Here is a 22657-nt window from a genome sequence, read left to right on the forward strand (position 1 = left end):
CCGACGGGGCGTTCGTGGTTCCCGCACACCGCAGGACTACGCTCCGGGGACAGGCGCGGGAAAACGCCCGCGCCACACCCGAGTGGAAGGCCCCCCTGTGCAGGAGATCGCGATCCGAGTCCGGCTGCGAGAGCAGGAACGAGTCGGCCTGGCCGAGTACGAGCGCATCGTCGCGTCGGTCGCCACCGTCGCCGCGGTCGTCGCGTGGCTCCCGACGCCGGACGCCCGACTGGTCGTCCGCGGTCGCGGCGCGGAACCCGTCCGCCTCGAGACCGTGTCCTACGGATCGACCTTCGAGATGCTCGTCGTGCTCGACCAGCGCAGCGCGGGCGTCGAGCGCGCCGCCGCTGCCGTGGCCGCGCTCATCGAGTCGGTCCGGCACCAGCACGTCGAGGACGACGTCGCCGGGGTCGCCGGCGAACTCGACCGCCTGGACCGCGCGGCACCCCGCGGCCGTTCCGCCGTCGAGCGGTCGCTGCGCACGTTCCTCGAGGGGGCCCGTGCCGACGTGCTGGCCCGGAAGAGCACCACGCGCCTCCGTGCCGCGCAGGCCCTCGTGCGCCTCGCCGAGGACGCCGCCGAGCTCACCGTGGAGCGGGTCGAGGACGCGCTCGCCTCCGAGCTGACCGAGCAGCCCGTGGACGTGCTCGCCGACACCGGGTCCGCCGTGGTGGTCGAGCCGGTCGACGGACTCGAGCCGAGCGAGCCCGCCGTGCCGCCCGTGCCCGAGGCGCCCGAGGACCAGGACGGCAAGGAGACGAAGAAGTCGAAGAAGCAGGACGACGACAAGAAGCAGGACGACGAGAAAGAGCCGAAGAAGAAGTCCAAGAAGAAGGACGACAAGAAGAAGAAGTCGTCGAAGAAGCAGGACGACGGCAAGAAGAAGAAGTCCAAGAAGTAGTCTGAAGGGTTCTACAGGACTGATGTTTCAGTCGTGTGAACAATCCTTCCGAAGTCGCCGCACAGTGCCAGAGTCGGTCACGACAGGAGCAACCCGTGGCAACGACGAGCGCACCGACGCTTCCGGATTCCGGACTCAAGCGGAACGTCGGCTTCATCGGACTCATCTGGGCGTCGACCGGCTCGATCATCGGGTCGGGATGGCTGTTCGGGTCGCAGGAGGCCCTGAAGACCGCCGGGCCCGCCGCGATCATCTCGTGGCTGATCGGCGGCGTCGCGATCCTCGTGCTGGCCCTGGTGCACGCCGAGCTCGGAGGCATGTTCCCCATCGCCGGAGGCACGGCCCGGTTCCCGCACATCGCGTTCGGTGGCGTCGCCGGGGCTTCGTTCGGCTGGTTCTCCTGGCTGCAGTCGGTCACGGTCGCCCCGATCGAGGTCGAGGCGATGATCAAGTACGCGCAGCACTGGCAGTTCGCGCACCCCTGGTTGCACACGACGACGGTGGACGGCGAGACCCAGCAGCTCCTGACCGGAGCGGGCATCGCCGTCGCGGTGGTGCTCATGGCGGTCGTCACGGTGATCAACCTGCTGAGCGTGAAGATCCTCGCGAACACGAACTCGGCGGCGACCTGGTGGAAGGTCGCGATCCCCCTGCTGGTCATCATCGTGCTGGCGTTCAGCGGCTTCCACGGCTCGAACTTCACCGCGGCCGACGGTTTCATGCCCGAGGGTGCGAAGGGCGTCCTCGCGGCGGTGTCGACATCGGGCATCATCTTCGCGTTCCTCGGCTTCGAGCAGGCGGACCAGCTGGCCGGCGAGGCGAAGAACCCCAAGCGCGACATCCCCCGCGCCGTCATCGGCTCCGTCCTGATCGGCCTGGTCATCTACCTCCTGCTGCAGGTCGTGTTCCTCGGCGTCCTGCGCTCCGACGCGATCCAGGGCTCGTGGGCGACGGCGGACTTCACGAAGTACACGGGGCCGTTCGCCGACATCGCGATGGCGGCCGGGCTGACCTGGCTGGCGGTCGTCATCTTCATCGACGCGATCATCTCCCCGGCGGGCACCGGGCTCATCTACGTCACGGCGACCTCGCGCATCTCCTACGGCCTCAGCCGGAACGGGTACTTCCCGAAGGCGTTCGAGTGGACGACGAAGGCGGGCGTGCCGTGGGTCGGCCTCATCACGGCGTTCGTCGTCGGGTGCGCGTGCTTCGCCCCGTTCCCGTCGTGGCAGGGCCTCGTCAGCCTCATCACGAGTGCGTCGGTGCTCATGTACGCCGGCGCACCGCTCGCCCTGGGCGCGTTCCGCAAGCGCATCCCCGAGGTCGAGCGCCCCTACCGGATGCCCGCGGCCGCGGTGCTCTCCCCGCTCGCGTTCGTCGTCGCGAACCTCATCATCCTGTGGACGGGGTGGGACACCGACTGGAAGCTGGGCGTCGCGATCCTCATCGGCGCGGTCGTGATCATCGCGAACAACGCCTTCCGCGGGAAGACCAGCGTCCAGCCGCGGTGGGACTGGAAGGCGGCGCAGTGGCTGCTGCCCTACCTGGTCGGCATGGGGCTCATCGTGTTCCTGAGCGACTTCGGACCGCTCACGCACCCGGTCTTCCCGCTCTGGGTCGACATCGTCGTGGTCGCCGTGTTCTCGGTCATCGTCTACTACTGGGCGGTGAACTCGGCGTCCCCGCGGGAGGAGATCCTGCGCACGGCCGACGACGTCCGCGAGGTCGAGGAGTCAGCGGTCGTCGAGCCCGTCCGGCACTGACGTGCGACGCGGGGACGGACGCGCCCGAGCGCACGTCCGTCTCCGCGTCAGAAGTCGAACAGGTTCGCCCGCAGTCCGCCCGCACCGTACTCGCGCCGGAGCAGCCCGCGCTGCCGGAGCACCGGCACCAGGTCGCCGAACATCCGGTACACCTGCGCCGGGTGCAGGTCACCGGAGAAGATGATCCCGTCGTTGTCCGCGTCCGCGCCGAGCTCCTCGATGAAGTCCGCGAACTCGCCGGCGGTGCCCACGAACCCGGAGCGATCGGACACCCGACCCTTGCGGGCCTTCCGGGTCAGGAGCTCCCGGAGCGGTGCGTCCGGCGTGTCGCCGAGCAGCCCGCGGATCGTGCCGGCGGAGACGTGGTCCCCGAAGGTGCCCGCCGGCACGGGAGCGTCGAGGTCGAGCGCGAGCAGGTCGGTCTCGGAGTCGCTCGACCACGCGATCGCCGCGGTGCGCAGGTCGTCGTCGGAGGGGTGCGTCGACGCCGAGACGATCCGGTCCGCCTCGTCCGCGGAGACGGTGATCTCGGGCTTGAGCACGAACAGGATGCGCAGGTCCGACGCGGCACGACCGGCGTCGGCCGCCGCGGCGAGCACCCGGGCGCGGTAGTCCCGCACCGCCGAGGCCGACAACGGCGCCAGCGCGAGCTGCACGTCCGAGTGGGTGCCGGCGAACCCGAGGCCCCGTCCGGACCCGCCGGGGGAGACCACGACCGGGTCGGCGTCGAGCGGCAGCGCGTTGAGCGGGCCGTCGGCGGTGAAGTAGGTGCCCTCGTGATGGAACGCGTCGAGCGCGTCACCGTCGGCGAAGCGCCAGTCCGAGCCGTCGCCGACGTACCCGTCCGGCCCCCACGAGTGCCAGAGGCGCCGCACCAGCGTGATCCACTCCTCGGCCCGGTCGTACGCCTGGTCGTGGGGCAGCGGCGGCAGGCCGGCGTGCCGGGCGCTGCCGACGTCCGTCACGACGTTGATGCCGAAGCGCTCCGACGACAGGTGCGCCAGCGTGGCGAACTGCCGTGCGGCGAGGTACGGCGGCGTGATCCCCGCGTTCACGGTCGGTGTGATGCCGATGTGCGAGGTGGCGGCGAACAGGTACGGCGCGAGCAGGAGCGGGTCGTGCTTCGGGCCGCCGTACGCCTGCCGGATCCGCAGGTCGAGGGTCGAGGGGTTGCCGAGCGAGATCGCGTCCTCGGCGATGACCAGGTCCATCCCCGCCTGCTCCAGCGCGCGCACGGACTGCTGGTACAGGTCCGGCTTCGTCCAGTCGTGGCCCCAGTCCCAGTCGGACCGCCCCCACGCCTGCGGGCCGAAGCCGCGCGAGAAGAAGTACCCGAAGTGCTGCAGGTCGGCCACCGTCAGAGCTCCTCGGCGATCACGTGCGGCGCCGGGGCCGCGGGTGCCGGGGCGGCGACGTCCGCGGCGGGGGCGAGTCGTGCCTCCCGACCGGCGGTGGCGTGGGTGCGGACGGCGGCGAGTCCGCGGCCGAGGTCGCGGAGCAGGTCTGCGACGTCCTCGATGCCGACGGACAGCCGGATCAGCCCGTCGCCGATGCCCTGTTCGGCACGTTCCTCCGGTGTCCGTCCGGCGTGCGTCGTCGTGGCCGGGTGCAGGATCAGCGACCGCACGTCGCCCAGGTGGGTCATCCGGCTGAACAGCTGCACCGCGTCGATGAAGGCGCGGGCGGCCGGCTCGCCACCGGCGAGCGTGAAGGCGAACACGGAGCCGGCTCCCCGGGGCAGGTACCGCTCCGCCAGGTCGTGGTACGGACTGGAGGCCAGGCCCGCGTGGTCGACGCTCGTCACCTCCGGCTGCTGGTCCAGCCACTCGGCGATCGCCAGCGCGTTCGCGCTGTGCCGCTCGATCCGCAGGCTCAGCGTCTCGATGCCCTGTCGGAGCAGGAAGGCGTTGAAGGGTGAGGGCGTCGGGCCGATCCGGGAGCTGATGACGTCGCGCGCGTAGGCGACGAAGGCACGGTTGCCGTACCGGTCGACGTGGCTCTGGCCGCCGAGGGAACGCTCCGGGGTGGTCAGGTGGGTCCAGCGCTCGGGGGAGGCGGACCAGTCGAACGTCCCGCCGTCGACGACGACGCCGCCGAGGCCCGAGCCGTGGCCGCTGAGGAACTTCGACGCGGAGTGCACCACGATGTCGGCGCCGTGCTCGATCGGTCGGACGAGGTAGGGCGTCGCCAGGGTGTTGTCGACGATGAGCGGGACCCCGGCCCGGTGCGCGGTGTCCGCGACGCCGGTGATGTCGAGCACGTCGTTCTTCGGGTTCGGGATCGTCTCGGCGAAGAACGCCTTCGTGTTCGGGCGGACTGCGGCAGCCCAGGCGTCGAGGTCGCGGGCGTCGCCGACGAAGTCGACCTCGATGCCGAGCCGTCCGAGGTTCTGGGTGAGGAGCCCCCGGGTGCCCTCGTAGATGCTCCGGGCGCTCACCACGTGGTCGCCGGCCTGCAGCAGCCCGAGGAACGCCACGGTCGCCGCTGCCTGGCCGCTGCTGACGAGGATCGCCTCGGCGCCGCGCTCGAGCAGGGCGATGCGGCGTTCGACGTCCGCGTTCGTCGGGTTGCCGAGGCGCGTGTAGGTGTAGCCGTCGTCCGTGCCGGCGAAGCGGTCGCGGGCCTGCTCGAAGTCGTCGAACAGGAACCCGGAGGACATGTGGATCGCCGGCACCCGGGCACCGTGGGCGGTGTCGGGCATGAAGCCGCCGTGCACCTGTTCGGTCGCGAAACCGGGTTCGTCCGTCATGCGTCCACCTCCGTGCCGGGTCGTCCGGTCGCTCGTCGTGCCGCGATCGGCTGGTCCGTACTCTCGCAGGCCCGGGCTCGTCGTGGCCCGATTGCGGCGTCGCGTTACGGGACGGCAGCCCAGCGTGTCGCGGTCGCCCGTCAGGCGCCGACGAGGGACCGGATGCCGACGACGACGGTCTCGCCCACGGCGGAGAGCGGCGCCCGGGCCGCCCAGACCGCGACGCCGTTGACGAGCAGGAACAGCACGAACCAGACGACGGCGGGCAGGCGCATCTCGGCGGCCGCGATCTGGAAGTCGGTCTGCACCCGTGCCCCGGTCAGCAGCCAGCGTGCGACCTGGACGAGTGACCGGAGGCCGTCGACGAGGAGCGCTGCCCCGAGGGCGGCGACGACGAGCAGGGTGAGGTCGGACGGGCGGACGGCCACCCAGACGGCGAGCGCGTCGAAGCCGACCACGACGAGCAGCCCGAACCAGTTCCGGACGAACAGCAGCGCGATGACGCCGACGACCCCGAGCACGGCGACCGGCAGCCACGGCGACCCCACGACCGCTCCGGTGACCAGCAGCGCACCGGCCCAGACCGGTGCGCTGTACCCGGCGAACAGGTTGAGCACCCGGACCAGCCAGCGCACCGCGCCGGGGACCCGGCCGAGCTGCACCCACGCCTCGCCGGAGCCGTCCGGGTGCAGGTCGATGCGCCGGATGCGACCGCCGAACGGGACGACGACGATGCAGTGCCCGACCTCGTGCACGATGGTCGCCGCCAGACGGGCGACCCGTCCGAGGAACGGCACGAGGGGGAGCACGGCACCGATGAGCAGGGCACCGAACACGGCGGATGCAGGCAGGGAGGTCAAGCCGACATCGTCGCAGACCCGGCTCAGCGGTTCACTGGGAGACCTGGCTCGTCGTCACGACCCGACGCCACGGACCGTTCGGGACCTTGCCGGCCTCGACGAAGCGCCAGCTGATCCGGTCGTCCTCGCCGTCGAGCTCGGCGTAGTGCAGGCAGCCGTTCAACGCGGGGGAGACGTCGACCCCGGCGCCGTTGTACCGCTTGTTCGCGGGCCGCCGGTTGCCGGAGCCGAAGACGTAGGCGCTGTCGTGGTAGGTGCCCGGGCCGGCGTCCTGGACCTGGCCGTAGCAGGTGTGTCCGTCCTTGCTGAGCTGCACCCACCGGTTCTTGAGGTAGCTGAAGCCGTCGTCGCCGTGGTGCCGGCGGTACGCGGCGTCGCCCGCCCAGGGGACGACCCGGTCACGGTCGCGGAAGCCCGCGCGGTCGTTGATGTCGTCGTAGGGGACGTCGAGGTAGAACGGGTTCTCCTTCGGCCGCATGTGCACCGGGAACCACCCGTTCGCCGCCGAGCGCCGTTCGGTCTGGCAGACCCGCTTGCGGATCACGCCGTCGCAGCCGCCGTAGCTGCCCTGCCAGTCGTCGTCGTAGGTGGAGTAGACCTGGCTGCCGTCGTCGGCGTCCGGGTCGAAGACCTCGCCGACCCAGAACGTCGTCGAGACGATCTTCGTGTGCCACGGGTAGGTGCGGGCCACCGCACCACCGCCGACCGGACCGCCGCAGCCGGCGAGGACGGCGGTGAGGGCGATCGCGCCGGTGAGGGCGAGGGCGGTGCCGAGACGAGCGCCCCGACCCCGGGAGCCGCGGTCGCGGCGCTCCCGGGGTCGGGGCTGGGGTGTCGTCCTCACGTCACCGGGCGATCTGGCCGGGCTGCGTCGGTGCCCCGGGTTGACCCGGGGTCGACGGGGCGTCGAGCTGACCGGGCATCCCCGAGGTGTCGAGCTGCCCGAGGACCGCGCGGGAGCGGACGGTGAGGGCGTCGACGGCCGGTGCGATCCGGCTGACGCTGCTGCTCGTCTTCGCCGGCGTCGTCGCGCTGTTCGTCGTCGTCGTGGTGGTCGCGAGCGGCGGCGCACCGGCCGTGTCGTACGCGGCGACGTCGTCGGTGGTCAGCGTGCCGTTCGAGAACAGGTTCAGGCCGAAGGCCAGGCCGTCGAACCCGGCCGGGATCTGGTCCGTCGTCCACACCGCCTGCGTCCACGTCGCGGCCGAGGCGTACCAGGGGCTCGACGTCCAGTAGTGCCAGGACCCGGTCGACGAGTCACGCAGGTAGACCGTGAACTGCGTCACCGTGTTCGCCTTGTAGTACTCACGGAGCGAGTACGTGTGGCCGGGGACCACGGTCGGGGCGCAGTCGCCGAGGTCGAACGTCGGCAACCACTTGGCGTCACCGTCGACGTAGTCGCTCACGGTGAGCGAGGTCGCCTTGGTCGTGGTGCCGGTCCGACCCGGCGTGACGGTGCTGAACGCCGCGGTGTTCGAGCCGTACCCGCCGTACTGCCAGCACTTCTGCCCGCTCGGGCTGGTGGTGGAGGTCGTCTGGAACGAGGGGTTCTGCACCGCGTTGACGCCGGGCGCTGCCGGTCCGGGCACCGGGGACTGCACGACCGGCTGCACCGGGGTGCCGACCGCGTCGCCGACCGTCTTCACCGTGGTGGCGTTCGCGGGGTCCGCGGAGTAGGCGGCGAGCCACTGGGCGAACTGGGCGAACAGCGCCGGCGAGGTCGTCGGGTCGAGCGTGGCGTCGTCGCTGATGTGGTGGAAGGTGAGCTGCACCCATCCGCCCCGGTCGGTCTTCGCCTGGGTGACCTGCTGCTGCAGGTCGGCCAGGGTCCAGTTCGCCTCGACCTGGCTGGGCGCGCGGGTCAGCATGGCGTTGCGCGGCGGCAGGGTCTCCGCGGTCACACAGCCGGTGCAGTCGTACGGGGTCCGGACGTCGCCGAGGCCGCGGGCACTGGTGTACCCGCAGGCGCGGACGGCGTCACGCGTCTTCGTGGTCGACTCCGCGAAGGGGTAGGCGAAGCTCCGGACGGTGTAGCCCCATGACGACAGCGTGGCACGCGACTGGCAGGCCTGCCGCTGCGCCTCGGGCTGGGACAGCGCCGACATGTCCGGGTGGGTGACACTGTGCCCCCCGATCTCGTTGCCGGCCGCCGCGAGGGTCGCGAGGTCCGACTGCTGCATGTAGCCGGGGGCGTTCAGGTACCCGGTGATGATGTAGAACGTGCCGGTCAGGCCGTTCTGCTGCAGTGCCTGCGCGGCCTGCATCTGGTCCGCGTTGCCGTCGTCGAACGTCAGGCTGACGGTGACCGGTTTCGTGACGGTCGCGGCGCGTGCCGGTGCCGCTCCGAGCAGGCCCGTGACGACGATCGCCAGGGCGGCGAGGACGGCGAGGATCACCGTCAGGCGGTTGACGGAGTTGTCCTTGGTCATTCGACCGTCACCGACTTCGCGAGGTTGCGGGGTTTGTCCACGTCGCAGCCCAGCTGCAGCGCGAGCTCGCGGGCGAGCATCTGGAGGGGGACGACCGACTCGAGCGGCCCCCAGAGCGACATGCCCTGGTCGGTCCCGTCGGTCCGACGGGAGAGGACGCGGCCGGCGTCGCGGCCGAGCGCGGGGACGTCGGCACCGACGCCACCGATGGTGATGACGAAGCCGCCGCGGGCACGGACCTCGGCGACGTTCGCCTGGATCTTGTGCTCACCGTTGTCGACGACGACCACGGGGGTGCCGTCGGTCACGAGTGCGAGCGGGCCGTGCTTGAGCTCGCCGGCCGGGTAGGCCTCGGCCCACCGGTAGGAGAGCTCCTTGAGCTTCAGCGCACCCTCGGCGGCGAACGGGAGGCCCGCCCCACGTCCCAGGAACAGGAACCCGGAGGCGTCCCGCACGCTCGAGACGAGGAGCGGGATCCGGTCGAGCGACGCCTCCGCCGCGCCGGCCAGGAGGCCGGGCAGACGCTGCATGTCACCGACGAGCGCGAGGGCACGGGACCGGTCGATCCGGCCGGACGACACCAGGGCCGAGATCATCGCGGACACCCCGACGACGACCTGCGCCGTGAAGGTCTTGGTCGCGGCGACACCGATCTCCGGACCGGCGTGGCAGTCGAGCACCGCGTCGGCTCGACGGGCGAGCGAGGAGTGCAGGTTGTTCGTCAGGGCGAGCACCTGGTACCGGTCCGCGAACCGGTCGAGCGCACGGAGCACGTCCGCGGTCTCACCGGACTGGCTGATCGCGACGACCAGGGTGCCGGGTGTGAGGACGGCCTGGTCGGCCTCGCTGGCGACGACCGTGTCGGTGGGGACACCACCGAGCCCGCGGAGCGCGGTCGCGATCACCTGCCCGGCGTTCAGGGACGTGCCACAGGCGATGACCGCGACCCGCTCGAACGGCAGGAGCCCGAGGCTGCGCCACATGCTCCCGTCGACGGCGCGACCGGCGATCCGGTCGAGGATCTCCGCCACGACGGCCGGCTGCTCCTCGATCTCCTTCGCCATGTGGTCGGTGTGGTCACCGAGCTCGAGCGCCTCGGCGGCGAACGGCGACGGCGTCGCGAACGGCACCGGCACGACCTCGCCACGGGACGACCAGGTCCAGCTCTCACCGAGCTCGACCACGTCGCCGTCACGGAGCGCGACGAACGTCTCCGCCCACGTGGCGATCGCACCGATGTCGCTGGCCACGAAGTCACCACGGGCCGCACGGGCCACCACGAGCGGCGACCGGTCGGCCGCGACGACCATCCGGCCGTCCCGTGCGTCGAGCACCACGATGGCCCAGGAACCCTCGAGCTGCGCGGTCGCGATCTGCACCGCGAGCATCAGGTCCGGGTCCACCGCCAGGGCACGCTCGACCAGGTGCGTGATGACCTCGGAGTCGACCTCGGACACGAAGACGTGGCCCTGGGCGCTCAGCTGGTCGCGGAGCAGGTCCGCGTTCTCGATGATGCCGTTGTGCACGACGCTGATCCGACCCGAGCAGTCGGCGTGCGGGTGCGCGTTGGACTCGCGGACGGCACCGTGCGTCGCCCACCGGGTGTGGCCGATGCCGACGCCGGTGAACGGGTCGCCCGAGCGGGCGGCGACCAGGGTGCGCAGGTCACCGACCCGCGACACCGAACGGATCGTCTCGGTGCCGCCGGTGCTGGTCCGGACGGCGATGCCGGCCGAGTCGTAGCCGCGGTACTCCAGACGCTCCAGGCCGTCCAGGAGGTACGGGGTCGCGTCGTCCGCCACCCGTGCCGCGATGATGCCGCACACGGCTAGACCACCGCCGGGGCGCTCGCCGCAGCGTCGTCCGCCGCGGCCTCGTCCGCTGCCGCACGGACGCGCACGTCCTCCGCGACCAACCGGACCACGGCCTCCAGGGGGGTCACCGGGGCGAACCCGACGGCGGCCTTGGCGCGCGTGTTGTCCGGGACCCGGCGACGCATGTCCTCGTAGCCCTCGCCGTACGCCTCGTCGTAGGGGACGTACGTGATCCGGCTGTCCGAGCCGGTGATGTCGATGACGAGCTCCGCGAGTTCGGCGATGCTGATCTCGCGCTCGCCGCCGAGGTTGAACGCCTCGCCGTAGGCCTCCTCGTGCTCGATGAGTGCGACCATCGCGGGGACGACGTCACCGACGAAGGAGAAGCAGCGCGACTGGACGCCGTCGCCGTAGACCGTCAGCGGTTCACCGCGGACGGCCTGGCCGACGAGGTTCGGGACGACCATGCCGTAGCGGCCGGTCTGGCGGGGGCCCACCGTGTTGAACGGACGGGCGATGGCGACGCGCAGGCCGTACTCCTTGAAGTAGGCGTGGGCGAAGGCCTCGTCGATGCCCTTCGCCGCGGCGTACGTCCAGCGGGCCACGAGCGGCGAGCCGAGCACCCGGTCGGCGGTCTCGTGCAGCGCGTCGGCGGTGTTCTTGCCGTAGATCTCGCTCGTCGAGACGAGGAGCAGCTTCGCGCCGGCGGCGACACACGCGTCGAGGACGTTCTCGCTGCCGTGGATGTTCGTGCGGAGCCCCTGCAGGGGGTGGTCCACGATGAGCTTCACACCGACCGCGGCGGCCAGGTGGAAGACCCGGTCCGACCCGGCGACCAGCTCGGTGACGAGGTCGCGGTCGAGGATGCTGCCCTCGACGACGCGCAGGCGCTCGTGTCCGGCGACGGCGGCCAGGTTGTCGGCACGGCCGGTGGAGAAGTCGTCGAGGACGACGACGTCGTCGCCGTCGGCGAGCAGGCGTTCGACGAGGTGGCTGCCGATGAACCCGGCGCCTCCGGTGACGATGGACTTCATGGCGTTCCCTTTCAGAGGAGGATGCGGCCGGTGAGGTCCGCAGCCCGGTAGGTGGTGTCGATCACGAGCTGCTCGCCGGTGATCCAGGACAGGTCGGCGTCGCTGTGACGGGTGTGCAGGAGCACGAGGTCCGCGCCGAAGGCGGCTTCGTCGACCACGTCGTCGAGGACCGTGCCGTCGTGCAGGCGGACCGAGTCGAAGCGGTGGTCCGCGAACCCCACGTCGGCGCCCGCGGCGATCAGACCCTCGAGGATCTCGAGCGCGGGGGACTCCCGGAGGTCGGCGACGTCGCGCTTGTACGCGATGCCGACGACGAGCACCCGGGCGCCGCGGAGGCCACGGCCGGCGTCGGAGAGGACCTCGCGGGTGCGGTCGACGACCCGACCCGGGCGGGCCGCGATCTCGGTCATCGCCTGGGTGATCATCGGCGCGGCCTGCCGGTCGGCCTTGAGCTGCCAGAGCAGGTAGTGCGGGTCGCAGGGGATGCAGTGTCCACCGACGCCCGGCCCCGGCATGAACGCCATGAACCCGTACGGCTTCGTCGCGGCGGCGTCGACCACGTCCGCCACGTCGATGCCCATCGTGCGGCAGATGTCGGAGAACTCGTTCGCCAGCGCGATGTTCACGGCGCGGAACGTGTTCTCGAGGAGCTTCGTCATCTCGGCCGCGGCGAGCGAGGGCACGTGGTGCACCCGGGCGTAGCGACCGAGCATCTCGTCGGCGATCGCCGCACACGCCGGCGTCGCGCCACCGAGGACGCGGGGCACGTCCTCGTGCGCGACCGAGGCGTTGCCCGGGTCGATGCGCTCCGGGCTGAACGCGACGAACACGTCCCGGCCCGGCAGCAGCCCGCGCTCGGTGAGGGGCTGCACGAGCAGGTCGTCGGTGCACCCGACGTAGGTGGTGCTCGTCAGCATGAGGAGCTGCCCGGGGACGGCGTGCTCGACGACCGTCGCCGCGGCACCGCGGAGGATCGCGAGGTCCGGCACCAGGTACTCGTCGACCGGGGTCGGCACGCAGACGATCACGGCGGCCGCACGCGCGAGCATCGACGGGTCGTCGGTGAGCACGAAGTCGTCCGCCAGGAACGCCGACTCCAGGCGCACCCGGTCGTCGTCGAGCAGGTCGGCCCCGCGGGACCGGATGGTGTCCAGACGACGCTGCGACACGTCGAGGCCGATCACCGAGGTGCCCGAGTGGTGGTACGCCAGGGCCGTCGGGAGCCCGACGTACCCGAGGCCCACGATCGCCACGTCGAACTCGAAGCCACGGGTTCCGCCGGAGACGGTGGTGCCGCGGGTGTGCGGCACGGCGACGTCCGGGGACGTCGGGACGGCCGACGTCGTCGGAGCGACCGGCGACGTGCGGACCGACAGGGCGTCGGACGGCGATGGTGCGATGGACATGCGGGTTCCCCTCGGGTCGGGACACGACCGGGACGTGGTCCCGGTCGGCACCGACCGCCGTCGGGTGGACCGCGGGATCGGGTGGGCCGTGTCGGGGCCACCGTCCGTCCCCGGATCAGGCGGGGACGGACGATGGCGGTCCGGGTGCGGCCGGTCGGGTACCGATCTCGGGTACGCGGTCCTGCCCCGATGACGGGGCCGGCGGTCGGTGCGTTGCCACCATCACGGTTCGGGCAGCCCTCCGGCAACGCCCGGCGACCGGTCTTGCGGTGCCCCGCAGCACCGTGGCGGCGACTGCCGGACCGCATGCGGACTCCCGCAACCGGATGCGGTGCCGGGTGCGGGATTACGGTGCGGCGGCCACACGGCCCCGCTTAGCGTCGCCCCATGCTCACGTTCGTCGTCGCCCTCGTGCTCGTCCTCGGCGTCAACACGATCCTCTGGACCACGGTCGGCGCGACCCGTGTGGTCACCGCCCGCATCCACCGGATCGGCGCCGACGGTCGCGGTCGACGGGCGCTCCGCCGCGGCGTGCCGGTCCCCGTCCCGGGCGGCTACCGCCCCCCGACGACCGCGGACGTCGCCGTCCTCGTCGCCGCACACGACGAGGAACTCGTCATCGAACGGACGATCCGCTCCGCCGCCGAACACCTGCCGCCCGAGCAGATCCTCGTCGTCTCCGACGGGTCCTCGGACCGGACCGTCGAGATCGCCCGGGCCGCCGGCGCCCAGGTGTACGACCTGCAGCCGAACCGCGGCAAGGCGGGCGCCATCGCCGCCGCCATCGAACACTTCGCCATCCCGGAACGCTTCGAGGTGATGATGCTGCTCGACGCGGACACGCACCTGTCCACCGACTACTTCACCACCGGGCTGCCCGAGTTCTCCGCACCCGACGTCGTCGCCGTCGCCGGCCGTGCCACCACGATCCTGGACCCACGCGCCCCCACCTTCCTCGGTCGCCTGCTGGTGGCCTACCGCGAACGCGTCTACGTCGCCGTCCAGTACCTGCAGAAGTTCGGCCAGGCCGCCCCCGCCGCCAACGTCGTCGCCATCGTCCCCGGCTTCGCCTCGATGTACCGCACCCGGATCCTCCGCGACATCGACATCACCGCCGAGGGCCTCGCCATCGAGGACTTCAACATGACGTTCGAGGTGCACGCCAAGGAGCTCGGCCGCGTCGCCTTCCGCCCCGGCGCCGCGGTCGCGTACACGCAGGACCCCGACACGCTCCGCGACTACGCCAAGCAGGTCCGTCGCTGGAACCTCGGCTTCTGGCAGACACTCCGCCGTCACCGCTTCGGTCTCCGCCGCTTCGGGCTCGCCACGGGGCTGTTCGTCCTCGAGCTCCTCACCTCGAGCCTGATGATGCTCCTGCTGCTGCCCGCGGTGGCGCTCGCCGGGACCGCTGCGGTCCTCGTCGCGCTCGGGATGGGTGCGGGCTTCCCGGAGGCGGTGCTCGCCGTCGACCCGGTCACCGGGATCGTGGTGGGCGTCCTGCTGCCCGACTACCTGCTCACCGTCGTCGTCGCCGTGGTGTCCCGCCGCGGCGTCTACGTCCTGTACGGGCTGACGTTCCCGCTCCTCCGGGTCCTCGACTCGTACCTGTGCCTCCGCGCGCTGTTCCTCGCGTTCCGCGGCGGCTCGAGCGGGGTGTGGCACAGCCCCACACGTCGCGCGGCGACGGTCTGAGCGAGCGCCCGAGGCGCCACCACGACGTGACGGGAGGCCCGGTACCAGCTGGTACCGGGCCTCCCGTCGTGCGTGCCGTCGCGGCTACCCCAGCAGCGCCACCAGGTGCGAGCGCGAGCGCGCTCCCACCTTCCGGTAGATCTGCGTGAGCCGGAGCTCGACGGTCCGCTGCGACATGTACAGCGACGACGCGATCTCGCGGTTCCGGTAACCCTCCGTGACCTTCTGGACCACGGCCTGCTCCTCAGCGGTGAGCAGGGTCAGCACCGGCGTGCCGTCCGGCGCGCTCCGCGGGGTCGCCGGCGACGGCATCGAGCCGACCTGCGGCTGCCGGAGCGCGGACGAACCGGCCGCCGGCGGCATCGCGGCGACGCCCTGCGGGGCGACGAGCGGACGACGCAGACCGGCAGCCTCGTAGGCCGCTGCGGCAGCCGCCCCGAGTCGGGCACGGTCCGGGCCGGTGCCCGTCGTCGCGAGTGCGGCGAGGGTCCTCGCCCGTTCGAACTGCGAGTCCGTGGGCTCGAACAGCTCGAGCGCACGGTGCCGCGCGGCGTCCCGGGTGGTGTCGTCGCTGACGAGCGCCAGACCGCGTGCCAGGACGAGGGCGCCCCAGCGTGACGGGTGGGCCCGGTGGTCGGCGGCGAGGCGGGCCGTCATGGCCCGGGCATCGTCGGTCCGTCCGAGTCGGACGTACGTCTCGATGAGGTCGCCGAGGTGCCGGAGCACCGTCGGGTTCCGGACCGTCCGACCGATCGCGTCGGCCGTCTCGAGCGCCACGGCGGCTTCCTCGGCACGGCCCTCGAACAGCAGGACCCGGCCGCGGAACGCGTGCAGCTTCGCCGTCGCTCCCCAGAGTCCGCTCGTCGACCGGAGCGCGAGGCAGCGGTCGAGGACCTCCAGGGAGGCCTGCGGGCGCCCCTCGAGGAAGTGCCGCCAGGCGATCGCGATCGCCCGCGAGGGCTCCCGCAGTCGCTCGACGACGCTCGAGCCGGTCTCCCAGGCGTCGATCGCACGGAGGGCGAGCCGGAAGTTGCCCGAGCGCACCTCGTTCTCCGCGGTCAGGTACCGCGCCGCCTCGACCCACACCGGTGCGGTGTGCGAGGAGCGGGCGAGGACCAGCGCGAACACCCGGCGGGCGCTGCGGTGGCGCTCGGACAGGCTCAGCGCGTGGGCGAGGAGCAGCAGCGTCGGGTCCGCGAGGGCCAGCAGGCTGGTCGTCGCGAGTCCGTCGTGCAGGTCCCGGTCCGGCGGCAGGTGCCCGTCGACCGCGGCGACCATCTGGCGTGCGGCCTGCAGGATCTGCGCCGTGCCGGCCGGCAGCGCCGACTCGAACGGTTCGGCGCGGTGCAGCAGGTCGCGGGCGTGCTCCAGTTCCCAGGCCTCGGCCCGGAAGCTGGCGACCATGGCCAGGAGGCCCGTGACGGCCTCCGCCTCCTCGGCGTCGGTCGCGTCGGCGGGGACGAGCAGTTCGTCGGCCTCGACCGCTTCGCCGCTCAGGTACTGCACCGAGTAGTGCAGCCGCAGGCGGCGCACGTCGTCGAGGCGGGACCGGAACGGCGCGATCGCGGCCAGGTAGCGCGCCGCGTAGCCGAGCAGGCGGTGCGCGAGCAGGACCTCGGCGACCGCGAGGAGCGCGAGGTGCTCGCTCTCGGACCGGGTGCCGACGTGCAGGGCGCGCTCGGTGAGCGTCACGGCGGCACCGGAGTCGCCGTCCGCCGCGTACGCCAGGGCGGCGTGCAGCAGGCCGACGGCGTCCGGGACGTCGTCGGTGAAGCTGCGGTGCCACGACGCCGCACGCGGGTCGTGGGCCGCGGCGGAGGCGGCGAGCTCGGCGTGTGCCGCGCGCCGGTCACGGGCCGTCATCCGCCAGTGCAGGTACGAGCGCACGAGCGGGGAGCGGACCGAGATCGACTGCCCGCGGACCGTGACGAGGCCGACGGACGCGAGGTCCTCGACGACGTCGCGGTCCCACTCCGGGCCGGCGGCCTTCGTGACGGGCACCAGGGCGAGGCGGGCGAGGACGTCCAGATCGCGTCCTGCGACCGCCGCGACCACGGGGGCCGCGAGACGGTCCGTCGTGGGGGTGGGGCGCAGCGGGAGCACGAGGGGTTCCGTGCCGAGGAGCTGCTCACGGCGGAGCATGCCGAGCTGTTCCCGGAGCACGCCGGGGTTGCCGGCGGTCTGCTCCGCGATCACCGCGAGGACACCGTCGTTCGCGTCGTCCGCGGCCGTCTCCCGGGCGAGCAACAGTGCCTCGTCCGGGTGCAGGGGTGCCAGGCGCAGCGACGGCAGTGCCGCGAGCGGCCCGTCGGACGGCACGCTCGTCACCGTGGCGACGATCCGCAGGGACGTCCCGACGAGCCGTCCGGCGAGGAACGCGATGAGCGTCTGGCTCGCCTCGTCCATCCGGTCGAGGTCGTCGATGAGGACCAGCGTCGGCGCCATCTGGAGGGTGCGCAGCGTGTCGAGGAGTTCGTGTGCCACCACGATGACCTGTGCGGGGTCCGCGTCGCGCACGGTCCCGAGGATCCGGGTGACGTGTGCGGCGGCCCGGGGGTCGTCGAGTGCGCTGAAGAGCGTCGTCACACCACCGAGCGGCCAGCGGGATTCGCTGCCGTTCACGCCGATGCGGACGACGGGGAGGGAGACGCGGCTGCTGGCCGCGTCGAGGACGCTCGTGCGTCCGGAGCCGGGATCGCCGACGACGACCAGCGCGGACTCCCGGGGGAGTACGGCGAGGGTCGTGATCCGGTCGACCTCAGTGCGTCGACCGGTGAGTTCCATCAGGACTCACCGGCCTCCGGCGCCAGGGACAGGGGAGCATGACGCGTCGGCGGGGGAGCCGACGACGTGGGGGCCCGCAGCGGAGTGGGTGGCTCCGCGGAGGGTGGTGTCGGCGGACGACGGGTGGGTGGCCCGGTTCGCTGGCAGGGTCGACGTGTGGACAGATCGCGGATGACGAGCCTGGGTGGGCTCGGTTCCGCTCGGGAACGATGATGTCATCGTCTTGATCACCCCTCGGGTTAGGGTCTTCGGACGAATGACGGCGGCACGGCGCACACCGGGACTAGGGATCCCGTTGTTCACCTGAACTTCCGTCAGGAGAACGGTAACCCCTCTTCGGTCGTCCCGAGCCGTCCGTCAGGGAAAGGTCTCGATCCGCGTGCCCCCAGTCCGGGGGGACATGCGGCCCCCCCTCCAGGACGCCGTGGTAGGCGACGGGGTACAGAACCGTTGGTCTGCCCCGGACGACCCCGCTCCGGCCAGTGGGATGTGACGCGTCATCGCCGGGCCGGGGTGTCCGGCACAGGGGGACAAGCGCCTCCGGAGCGTCTGCAGGCGGGGCGGAGCCGGACCGGCGTGCGCGTGGCGGGCGTGCCTCCCGCGGTCCGCCGAGCGGTCCGTCAGGCGCGGCGGACGACCTCCACGACCGCGTCGTGGACCAGACCGTTCGTCGCCAACGCGCTGCCGTGCCACGGGCCCGGGTCGCCGTCGAGCGAGGTGAAGCGGCCGCCCGCTTCCTCGACGATCGGCACGAGGGCGGCCATGTCCCACGGCTTGAGGTCCGGCTCCCCGGCGACGTCGAGCACCCCTTCGGCGACCATCATGTACGACCACATGTCGCCGTAGGCGCGGGTGCGCCACACCGTCCGGGACAGCGCGACCAGGGTGTCGAGCCGGTCGTCGTCGTCCCACTGCTGCAGGGAGTTGTAGCTGAGGCTGGCGTCCTCGAGCCTGCTGACGCCGGAGACGTGCAGGGGGCCCTCGAGGGAGTGCGCGCCCAGACCCTCCGCCGCCCACCAGCGTCTGCCGAGCGCCGGTGCGCTCACCACGCCGAGCACCGGACGGCCGTCGACCGCCAGCGCGATGAGCGTCGCCCAGACCGGGACGCCGCGCAGGTAGTTCGCGGTGCCGTCGATCGGGTCGACGACCCACTGACGGTGGCCCGCGCTGACCGCCTCGTCGCCGCTGTCGGCCGTGGTCTCCTCACCGAGGAAGGCGTCGTCCGGACGTCCGGCCGCGAGCCGGTCCCGGAGCGCACGCTCGACGGCCTGGTCGGCGTCGGTGACCGCGGTGTGGTCGGCCTTCTCCGACACGTGCAGGTCGGCGGCGCGGAAGCGGTCGAGGCTGATCGCGTCGGCGGTGTCGGCGAGGGAACGGGCGAAGTCCAGGTCGGCGCTGAGGTCCACGAGCGTCAGCGTAGCGGGGGTGACTCGGCTCGGACCGGGTCGCGCGGCGGTCAGGCCGCCACGACCTCTTCCTCTTCGAGCCGGGTCACGGCGCGCTCACGGGCGATCCGGGTGCGTCGGGCGACGAGCCCGTGCACGACGACACAGAGCAGCACGGCGGCGACGAGCCAGAGCGCCAGCACCAGACCGCTCCGGCCGAGCGAGGCGCCGGGGAAGTACTGCAGGTCCTGGGCGGCCTGCAGCCAGGCGGCACCGCTCCAGAACGTGTTGAGGCCCGCGAAGAAGCCGGGCTGGAACGCCGGCTGGAAGATCCCGCCCGAGGACGTGAAGTTGAGCATCACGAACAGCATCGTCAGCACCGGAGTGGTCCACCGGCCGATGAGCGGGTGCAGGCCGACGCCGAGGGCGATGATGACCGCGTCGTACAGCCAGGCGAACAGGAACACCTGCCACTGGTGCGTGGTCAGGACGCCGTACACCGGACCGGCGACGACGATGCCGATGCCCGCGACGACGCCCGCGGTGACGAGTCCGACGACCGCGGTCCACACCGGACGGAGGCGCGTGGCGAACGCCGCGACGGCGATCGCGGACGAGTACCCGCCGACGCTCAGACCGACCAGCAGGAAGAAGAGGCCCTGACCGGTGGTGTCCTGGTCGCCGGTCGGGACGACGTCGACGACGTGGAACGGCAGGTGCTGCTCGAACGCGATCGGCACGAAGACCTTCTGCGCGGCCGAGGCGGTGGTCTCGCTGGCGGCCGTCGAGACGTAGAGCGTGGCGGCGGTGTCGCCCGGGGCGTAGACGGCCGCGAGCTCGCGGTCACGGACCTGTCGCTCGGCCGTTCGCGTGCTGTCGACGACGTGCGCGACGAGCGCGCCGTCGGACTGGTCGGTCACGGTCTGCGCGAACACCTGGGTGGCCGGGGTGGTGCCGACGATGCCCACCGGCAGGTCGTGCGGGGTCGGGGCGTGGAAGGCGCCGAGGTACGCCAGCGTCATGCCGACGGCCAGGAAGAGCGGGACCAGGATGTGCGAGCCGAACGAGCGGAGCACCTGGCCGAGCCCCTGCGGACGCAGCACCCCGGGGGCGCGGTGTGGCGGGCGCGGTGCGGCGTGGCCGTGGGCAGTGGGGCCGGGGGTGGAGGAGGACGACGCGCTCGGCGTGTAGTTGTACTTTGCAACTTCGGACACGAGGGGACAGCGTACGCCCGCTCGCACACGAAGTCGAGCGGGCACCCTTCCGGGCCTACGCCGTACCCGGGTCCTCGGCGCCCATGCCGGTGAGCAGTGCGCGGAACGAGTCCAGCCGCTCCACGCCGGTCGCCCCGAGCTCGCCGTTCTGCACCCGGTCGACGATCTCCCAGTCGTGCGCCTGGTCGAGCGGGATGCCGTCGGGGGAGTCCTGCACGGTGACCGCGTGCGAGGCGAACGCCCGGAACACGTTCTCCGGCTGCACGTGCCCCAGGCCGAACGACCGCACACCCGGGGTGTCGATGATCCAGCCGCCGTCCCGCACCCGCAGCGCGATCGAGGACGACGAGGTGTGCCGCCCGCGACCCGTCACCGAGTTCACGACGCCGATCGCCCGCGTCGATCCGGTCAGGGCGTTCACGAGCGTCGACTTGCCGACACCCGAGTGCCCGACGGTGACCGTGACCTTGTCGTCCAGCAGCTCGTGCAGCGCCGCGAACGGCACGTCGTCCGCCCGGCTCGTCACGATGCGCAGGTCCAGACAGGCGAAGTGCGCCAGGAACGCGGCCGGGTCGGCCAGGTCCGTCTTCGTGATGCAGAGGATCGGGTCGAGCCCCGCGTCGAACGCCGCCACCAGGTAGCGGTCGATGAGGCGCGTGCGCGGCTCCGGGTCGGCCGCGGCGACGACGATCAGCATCTGGTCGGCGTTCGCGACGATGACGCGCTCGACCTCGTCCGAGTCGTCGGCGCTTCGGCGGAGCAGCGAGGTACGCTCGGCGACCCGGACGATGCGGGCCAGGGAGCCCTCGTCACCGGAGACGTCGCCTGCGAGCGACACGTGGTCCCCGGTCACGACGGACTTCCGGCCCAGCTCACGGGCCTTCGTGGCGGTGACGACGTGCTCACCGTCCTCGTCGGTCACCAGGACGCCGAAGCGACCGCGGTCGACGTTCGTCACCCAGCCGGTCGGGGCGTCGTCGTACGACGGACGGGTCTTGGTGCGCGGCCGGTTGCCCTTCGGGTTCGGGCGGACGCGGACGCTGGACTCGTCGTACTGGCCGTACGGCTCGTCCTCGTCGGCCCCGCCGTCGGTGTCGTCCCACCAGCTCATGCCGGGTCCCCCTCGGTCGTCACGGCGTCGGTGCTCTCCGCACGGGCCGCCGTGCCGGTCGCCCCGTCCGTGCTGGTCGCCAGCAGGTCGGCCCACAGTTCCGGGAACTGCGGCAACGTCTTCGCGGTCGAACCGATGTCGTCGACCTCGACGCCTGCCGTCACCAGGCCGATGACGGCTCCGGCGGTGGCCATCCGGTGGTCCTCGTACGCGGCCCATCCGCCGCCGTGCAGCCGCGCCGGCTCGATCCGCAGCCCCTCGGCTCGTTCGGTCACCGCGCCTCCGAGACCGGTGACGTCCGCCGCCAGCGCCGCCAGCCGGTCCGTCTCGTGGCCCCGCAGGTGGCCGATGCCGGACACCTCGCTCGGACCGTCCGCCAGGGCTGCGAGCGCGACGAGCGCCGGGGCGAGTTCGCCGCCGCGCGTCAGGTCCAGGTCCACCCCCGGGACGGAGGCCCCACCCCGGATCCCGACGCCGCCGTCGAACACCAGGTCGTCACCGTCCCGCGTCACGGTCGCGCCCCACAGCGGCAGGAGCGTCTCGAGGTCGGCGCCCACCTGTGTCGTCTCGGTCGGCCAGGTCCGGATCCGCACCGTGCCCCCGGCGACGAGGGCGGCGACCGCGAAGGGTGCCGCGTTCGACAGGTCCGGCTCGATCGTGACGTCGCGCCCGCCGATCGGCCCGGGGTGCACGACCCACTCGCCGACCGACAGCTCGTCGACCTGCACGCCGCGGGCGCGGAGGACCTCGACCGTCATCGCGATGTGCGGCAGGCTCGGCAGACGCTCGCCGGTGTGTCGGAGGTGCAGCCCCTCGGTGAACCGCGGCGCGGAGAGCAGCAGGCCGGAGACGAACTGGGACGATGCCGACGCGTCGATGTCCAGCGTGCCGCCGCGGACCGAGCCCGTGCCGACGAAGCGGAAGGGCATCGCGCCGCCGCCGTCGTCGGTGACCTGCACGCCCAGGTCGACGAGCGCCTGCACGATCGCGGCCATCGGGCGCTTCCGGGCGTACGGGTCGCCGTCGATGGTGACCGGCCCCTCGGCCAGTGCGGCGAGCGGGGGCAGGAAGCGCATCACGGTGCCGGCGAGACCGCAGTCGACCCGGACGTCGCCGTGCATCGGCCCGGGCGTGACGCGGAGGTCCGGACCGTACGGGTTCCCGGGGGCACCGGCGGCCGGCTCGACCTCGTCGATCCCGACCCCGAGCTGCCGGAGCGCCGTCGTCATCAGCGCCGAGTCGCGCGAGTGCAGCGGCAGGTGGATCGTCGACGGGCCGTCGGCCAGGGCAGCGAGCACGAGCTCCCGGTTCGTCAGCGACTTCGAGCCCGGCAGGGCGACGTCGCCGTGCAGCGGGCCGCGCGCGACCGGAGCGGTCCAGGGGTGGGAATGCGTCGTGGCTGCCATCGGTTCACCACACTACTGAACCCATCGGGAGGAGCACGGTGATCGCACTCGCACCGTCACGAACGGCCGACACAGCGCTGCTGCCTCGGGCCGTCACCACGCTCGTCGA

Annotated in this window: 16 protein-coding genes; 3 read left to right on the top strand and 13 right to left on the bottom strand. The window is 72.4% G+C overall.

The window, feature by feature from the left end; genetic code table 11:
• The first annotated feature begins 97 nt into the window (after positions 1-97).
• Both E9228_RS00675 and E9228_RS00680 read left to right on the top strand, forming a co-directional pair.
• Positions 98-901: a hypothetical protein gene (locus E9228_RS00675; RefSeq protein WP_166778718.1), complete on the top strand. Its 804-nt coding sequence runs from the start codon at positions 98-100 to the stop codon at positions 899-901.
• A 95-nt stretch (positions 902-996) separates the two neighbouring features.
• Entirely contained in the window at positions 997-2664 is a 1668-nt protein-coding gene (locus E9228_RS00680) for an amino acid permease (RefSeq protein ID WP_208385430.1), read from the top strand.
• A gap of 47 nt (positions 2665-2711) precedes the next feature.
• Here E9228_RS00680 and E9228_RS00685 read toward each other — a convergent pair whose 3' ends face one another.
• The 8 genes from E9228_RS00685 to E9228_RS00720 all read right to left on the bottom strand — a co-directional run bounded on the left by E9228_RS00685 (position 2712) and on the right by E9228_RS00720 (position 12956).
• Positions 2712-4019, bottom strand: a complete 1308-nt coding sequence (locus tag E9228_RS00685; RefSeq protein WP_166778719.1) for an LLM class flavin-dependent oxidoreductase — start codon at positions 4017-4019, stop codon at positions 2712-2714.
• A 2-nt stretch (positions 4020-4021) separates the two neighbouring features.
• Positions 4022-5413, bottom strand: coding sequence for an O-acetylhomoserine aminocarboxypropyltransferase/cysteine synthase family protein (locus E9228_RS00690; protein ID WP_166778720.1), 1392 nt, complete (start codon positions 5411-5413; stop codon positions 4022-4024).
• A gap of 140 nt (positions 5414-5553) precedes the next feature.
• Positions 5554-6273 (bottom strand): M50 family metallopeptidase, encoded by a 720-nt coding sequence (locus E9228_RS00695; RefSeq protein ID WP_166778721.1) that lies wholly within the window; start codon positions 6271-6273, stop codon positions 5554-5556.
• Positions 6274-6304: 31 nt separating this feature from the next.
• Entirely contained in the window at positions 6305-7117 is an 813-nt protein-coding gene (locus E9228_RS00700) for a hypothetical protein (protein ID WP_166778722.1), read from the bottom strand.
• Position 7118: 1 nt separating this feature from the next.
• Positions 7119-8702, bottom strand: coding sequence for a polysaccharide deacetylase family protein (locus E9228_RS00705; RefSeq protein ID WP_166778723.1), 1584 nt, complete (start codon positions 8700-8702; stop codon positions 7119-7121).
• Positions 8699-10528: a glutamine--fructose-6-phosphate transaminase (isomerizing) gene (gene glmS, locus E9228_RS00710; protein ID WP_166778724.1), complete on the bottom strand. Its 1830-nt coding sequence runs from the start codon at positions 10526-10528 to the stop codon at positions 8699-8701. Before glmS ends, E9228_RS00705 begins: the two co-directional genes overlap by 4 nt.
• A 2-nt stretch (positions 10529-10530) precedes the next feature.
• Entirely contained in the window at positions 10531-11550 is a 1020-nt protein-coding gene (locus E9228_RS00715) for an NAD-dependent epimerase/dehydratase family protein (RefSeq protein WP_166778725.1), read from the bottom strand.
• Positions 11551-11561: 11 nt separating this feature from the next.
• Complete coding sequence (locus E9228_RS00720) at positions 11562-12956, bottom strand: nucleotide sugar dehydrogenase (protein WP_166778726.1); 1395 nt, start codon at positions 12954-12956, stop codon at positions 11562-11564.
• Positions 12957-13343: 387 nt separating this feature from the next.
• On the opposite strand from E9228_RS00720, the gene E9228_RS00725 reads away from it, so the two are divergent.
• Positions 13344-14648: a glycosyltransferase family 2 protein gene (locus E9228_RS00725; protein WP_166778727.1), complete on the top strand. Its 1305-nt coding sequence runs from the start codon at positions 13344-13346 to the stop codon at positions 14646-14648.
• 84 nt (positions 14649-14732) lie between these two features.
• Here the strand turns inward: E9228_RS00725 and E9228_RS00730 are convergent, their stop codons facing one another.
• From E9228_RS00730 to aroA, 5 genes are all read right to left on the bottom strand, one after another.
• Positions 14733-17432 carry a LuxR family transcriptional regulator gene (locus E9228_RS00730; protein ID WP_166778728.1) on the bottom strand — a complete coding sequence of 900 codons (2700 nt, stop codon included), beginning with the start codon at positions 17430-17432 and terminating at the stop codon, positions 14733-14735.
• A 620-nt stretch (positions 17433-18052) separates the two neighbouring features.
• A complete protein-coding gene (locus E9228_RS00735; RefSeq protein ID WP_341849715.1) occupies positions 18053-18838 on the bottom strand; it encodes an inositol monophosphatase family protein in 786 nt (261 codons plus the stop codon).
• Between the two features lie 50 nt (positions 18839-18888).
• Positions 18889-20031 carry an ABC-2 transporter permease gene (locus E9228_RS00740; RefSeq protein WP_166778729.1) on the bottom strand — a complete coding sequence of 381 codons (1143 nt, stop codon included), beginning with the start codon at positions 20029-20031 and terminating at the stop codon, positions 18889-18891.
• A 55-nt stretch (positions 20032-20086) separates the two neighbouring features.
• Complete coding sequence (rsgA, locus tag E9228_RS00745; RefSeq protein ID WP_166778730.1) at positions 20087-21142, bottom strand: ribosome small subunit-dependent GTPase A; 1056 nt, start codon at positions 21140-21142, stop codon at positions 20087-20089.
• On the bottom strand, positions 21139-22548 hold the full coding sequence (gene aroA, locus E9228_RS00750) for a 3-phosphoshikimate 1-carboxyvinyltransferase (RefSeq protein ID WP_166778731.1): 1410 nt from the start codon (positions 22546-22548) through the stop codon (positions 21139-21141). Before aroA ends, rsgA begins: the two co-directional genes overlap by 4 nt.
• Positions 22549-22657: the final 109 nt, after the last annotated feature.

The organism is Curtobacterium salicis (genome assembly GCF_011759505.1).
Classification (GTDB): Bacteria; Actinomycetota; Actinomycetes; order Actinomycetales; family Microbacteriaceae; genus Curtobacterium; species Curtobacterium salicis.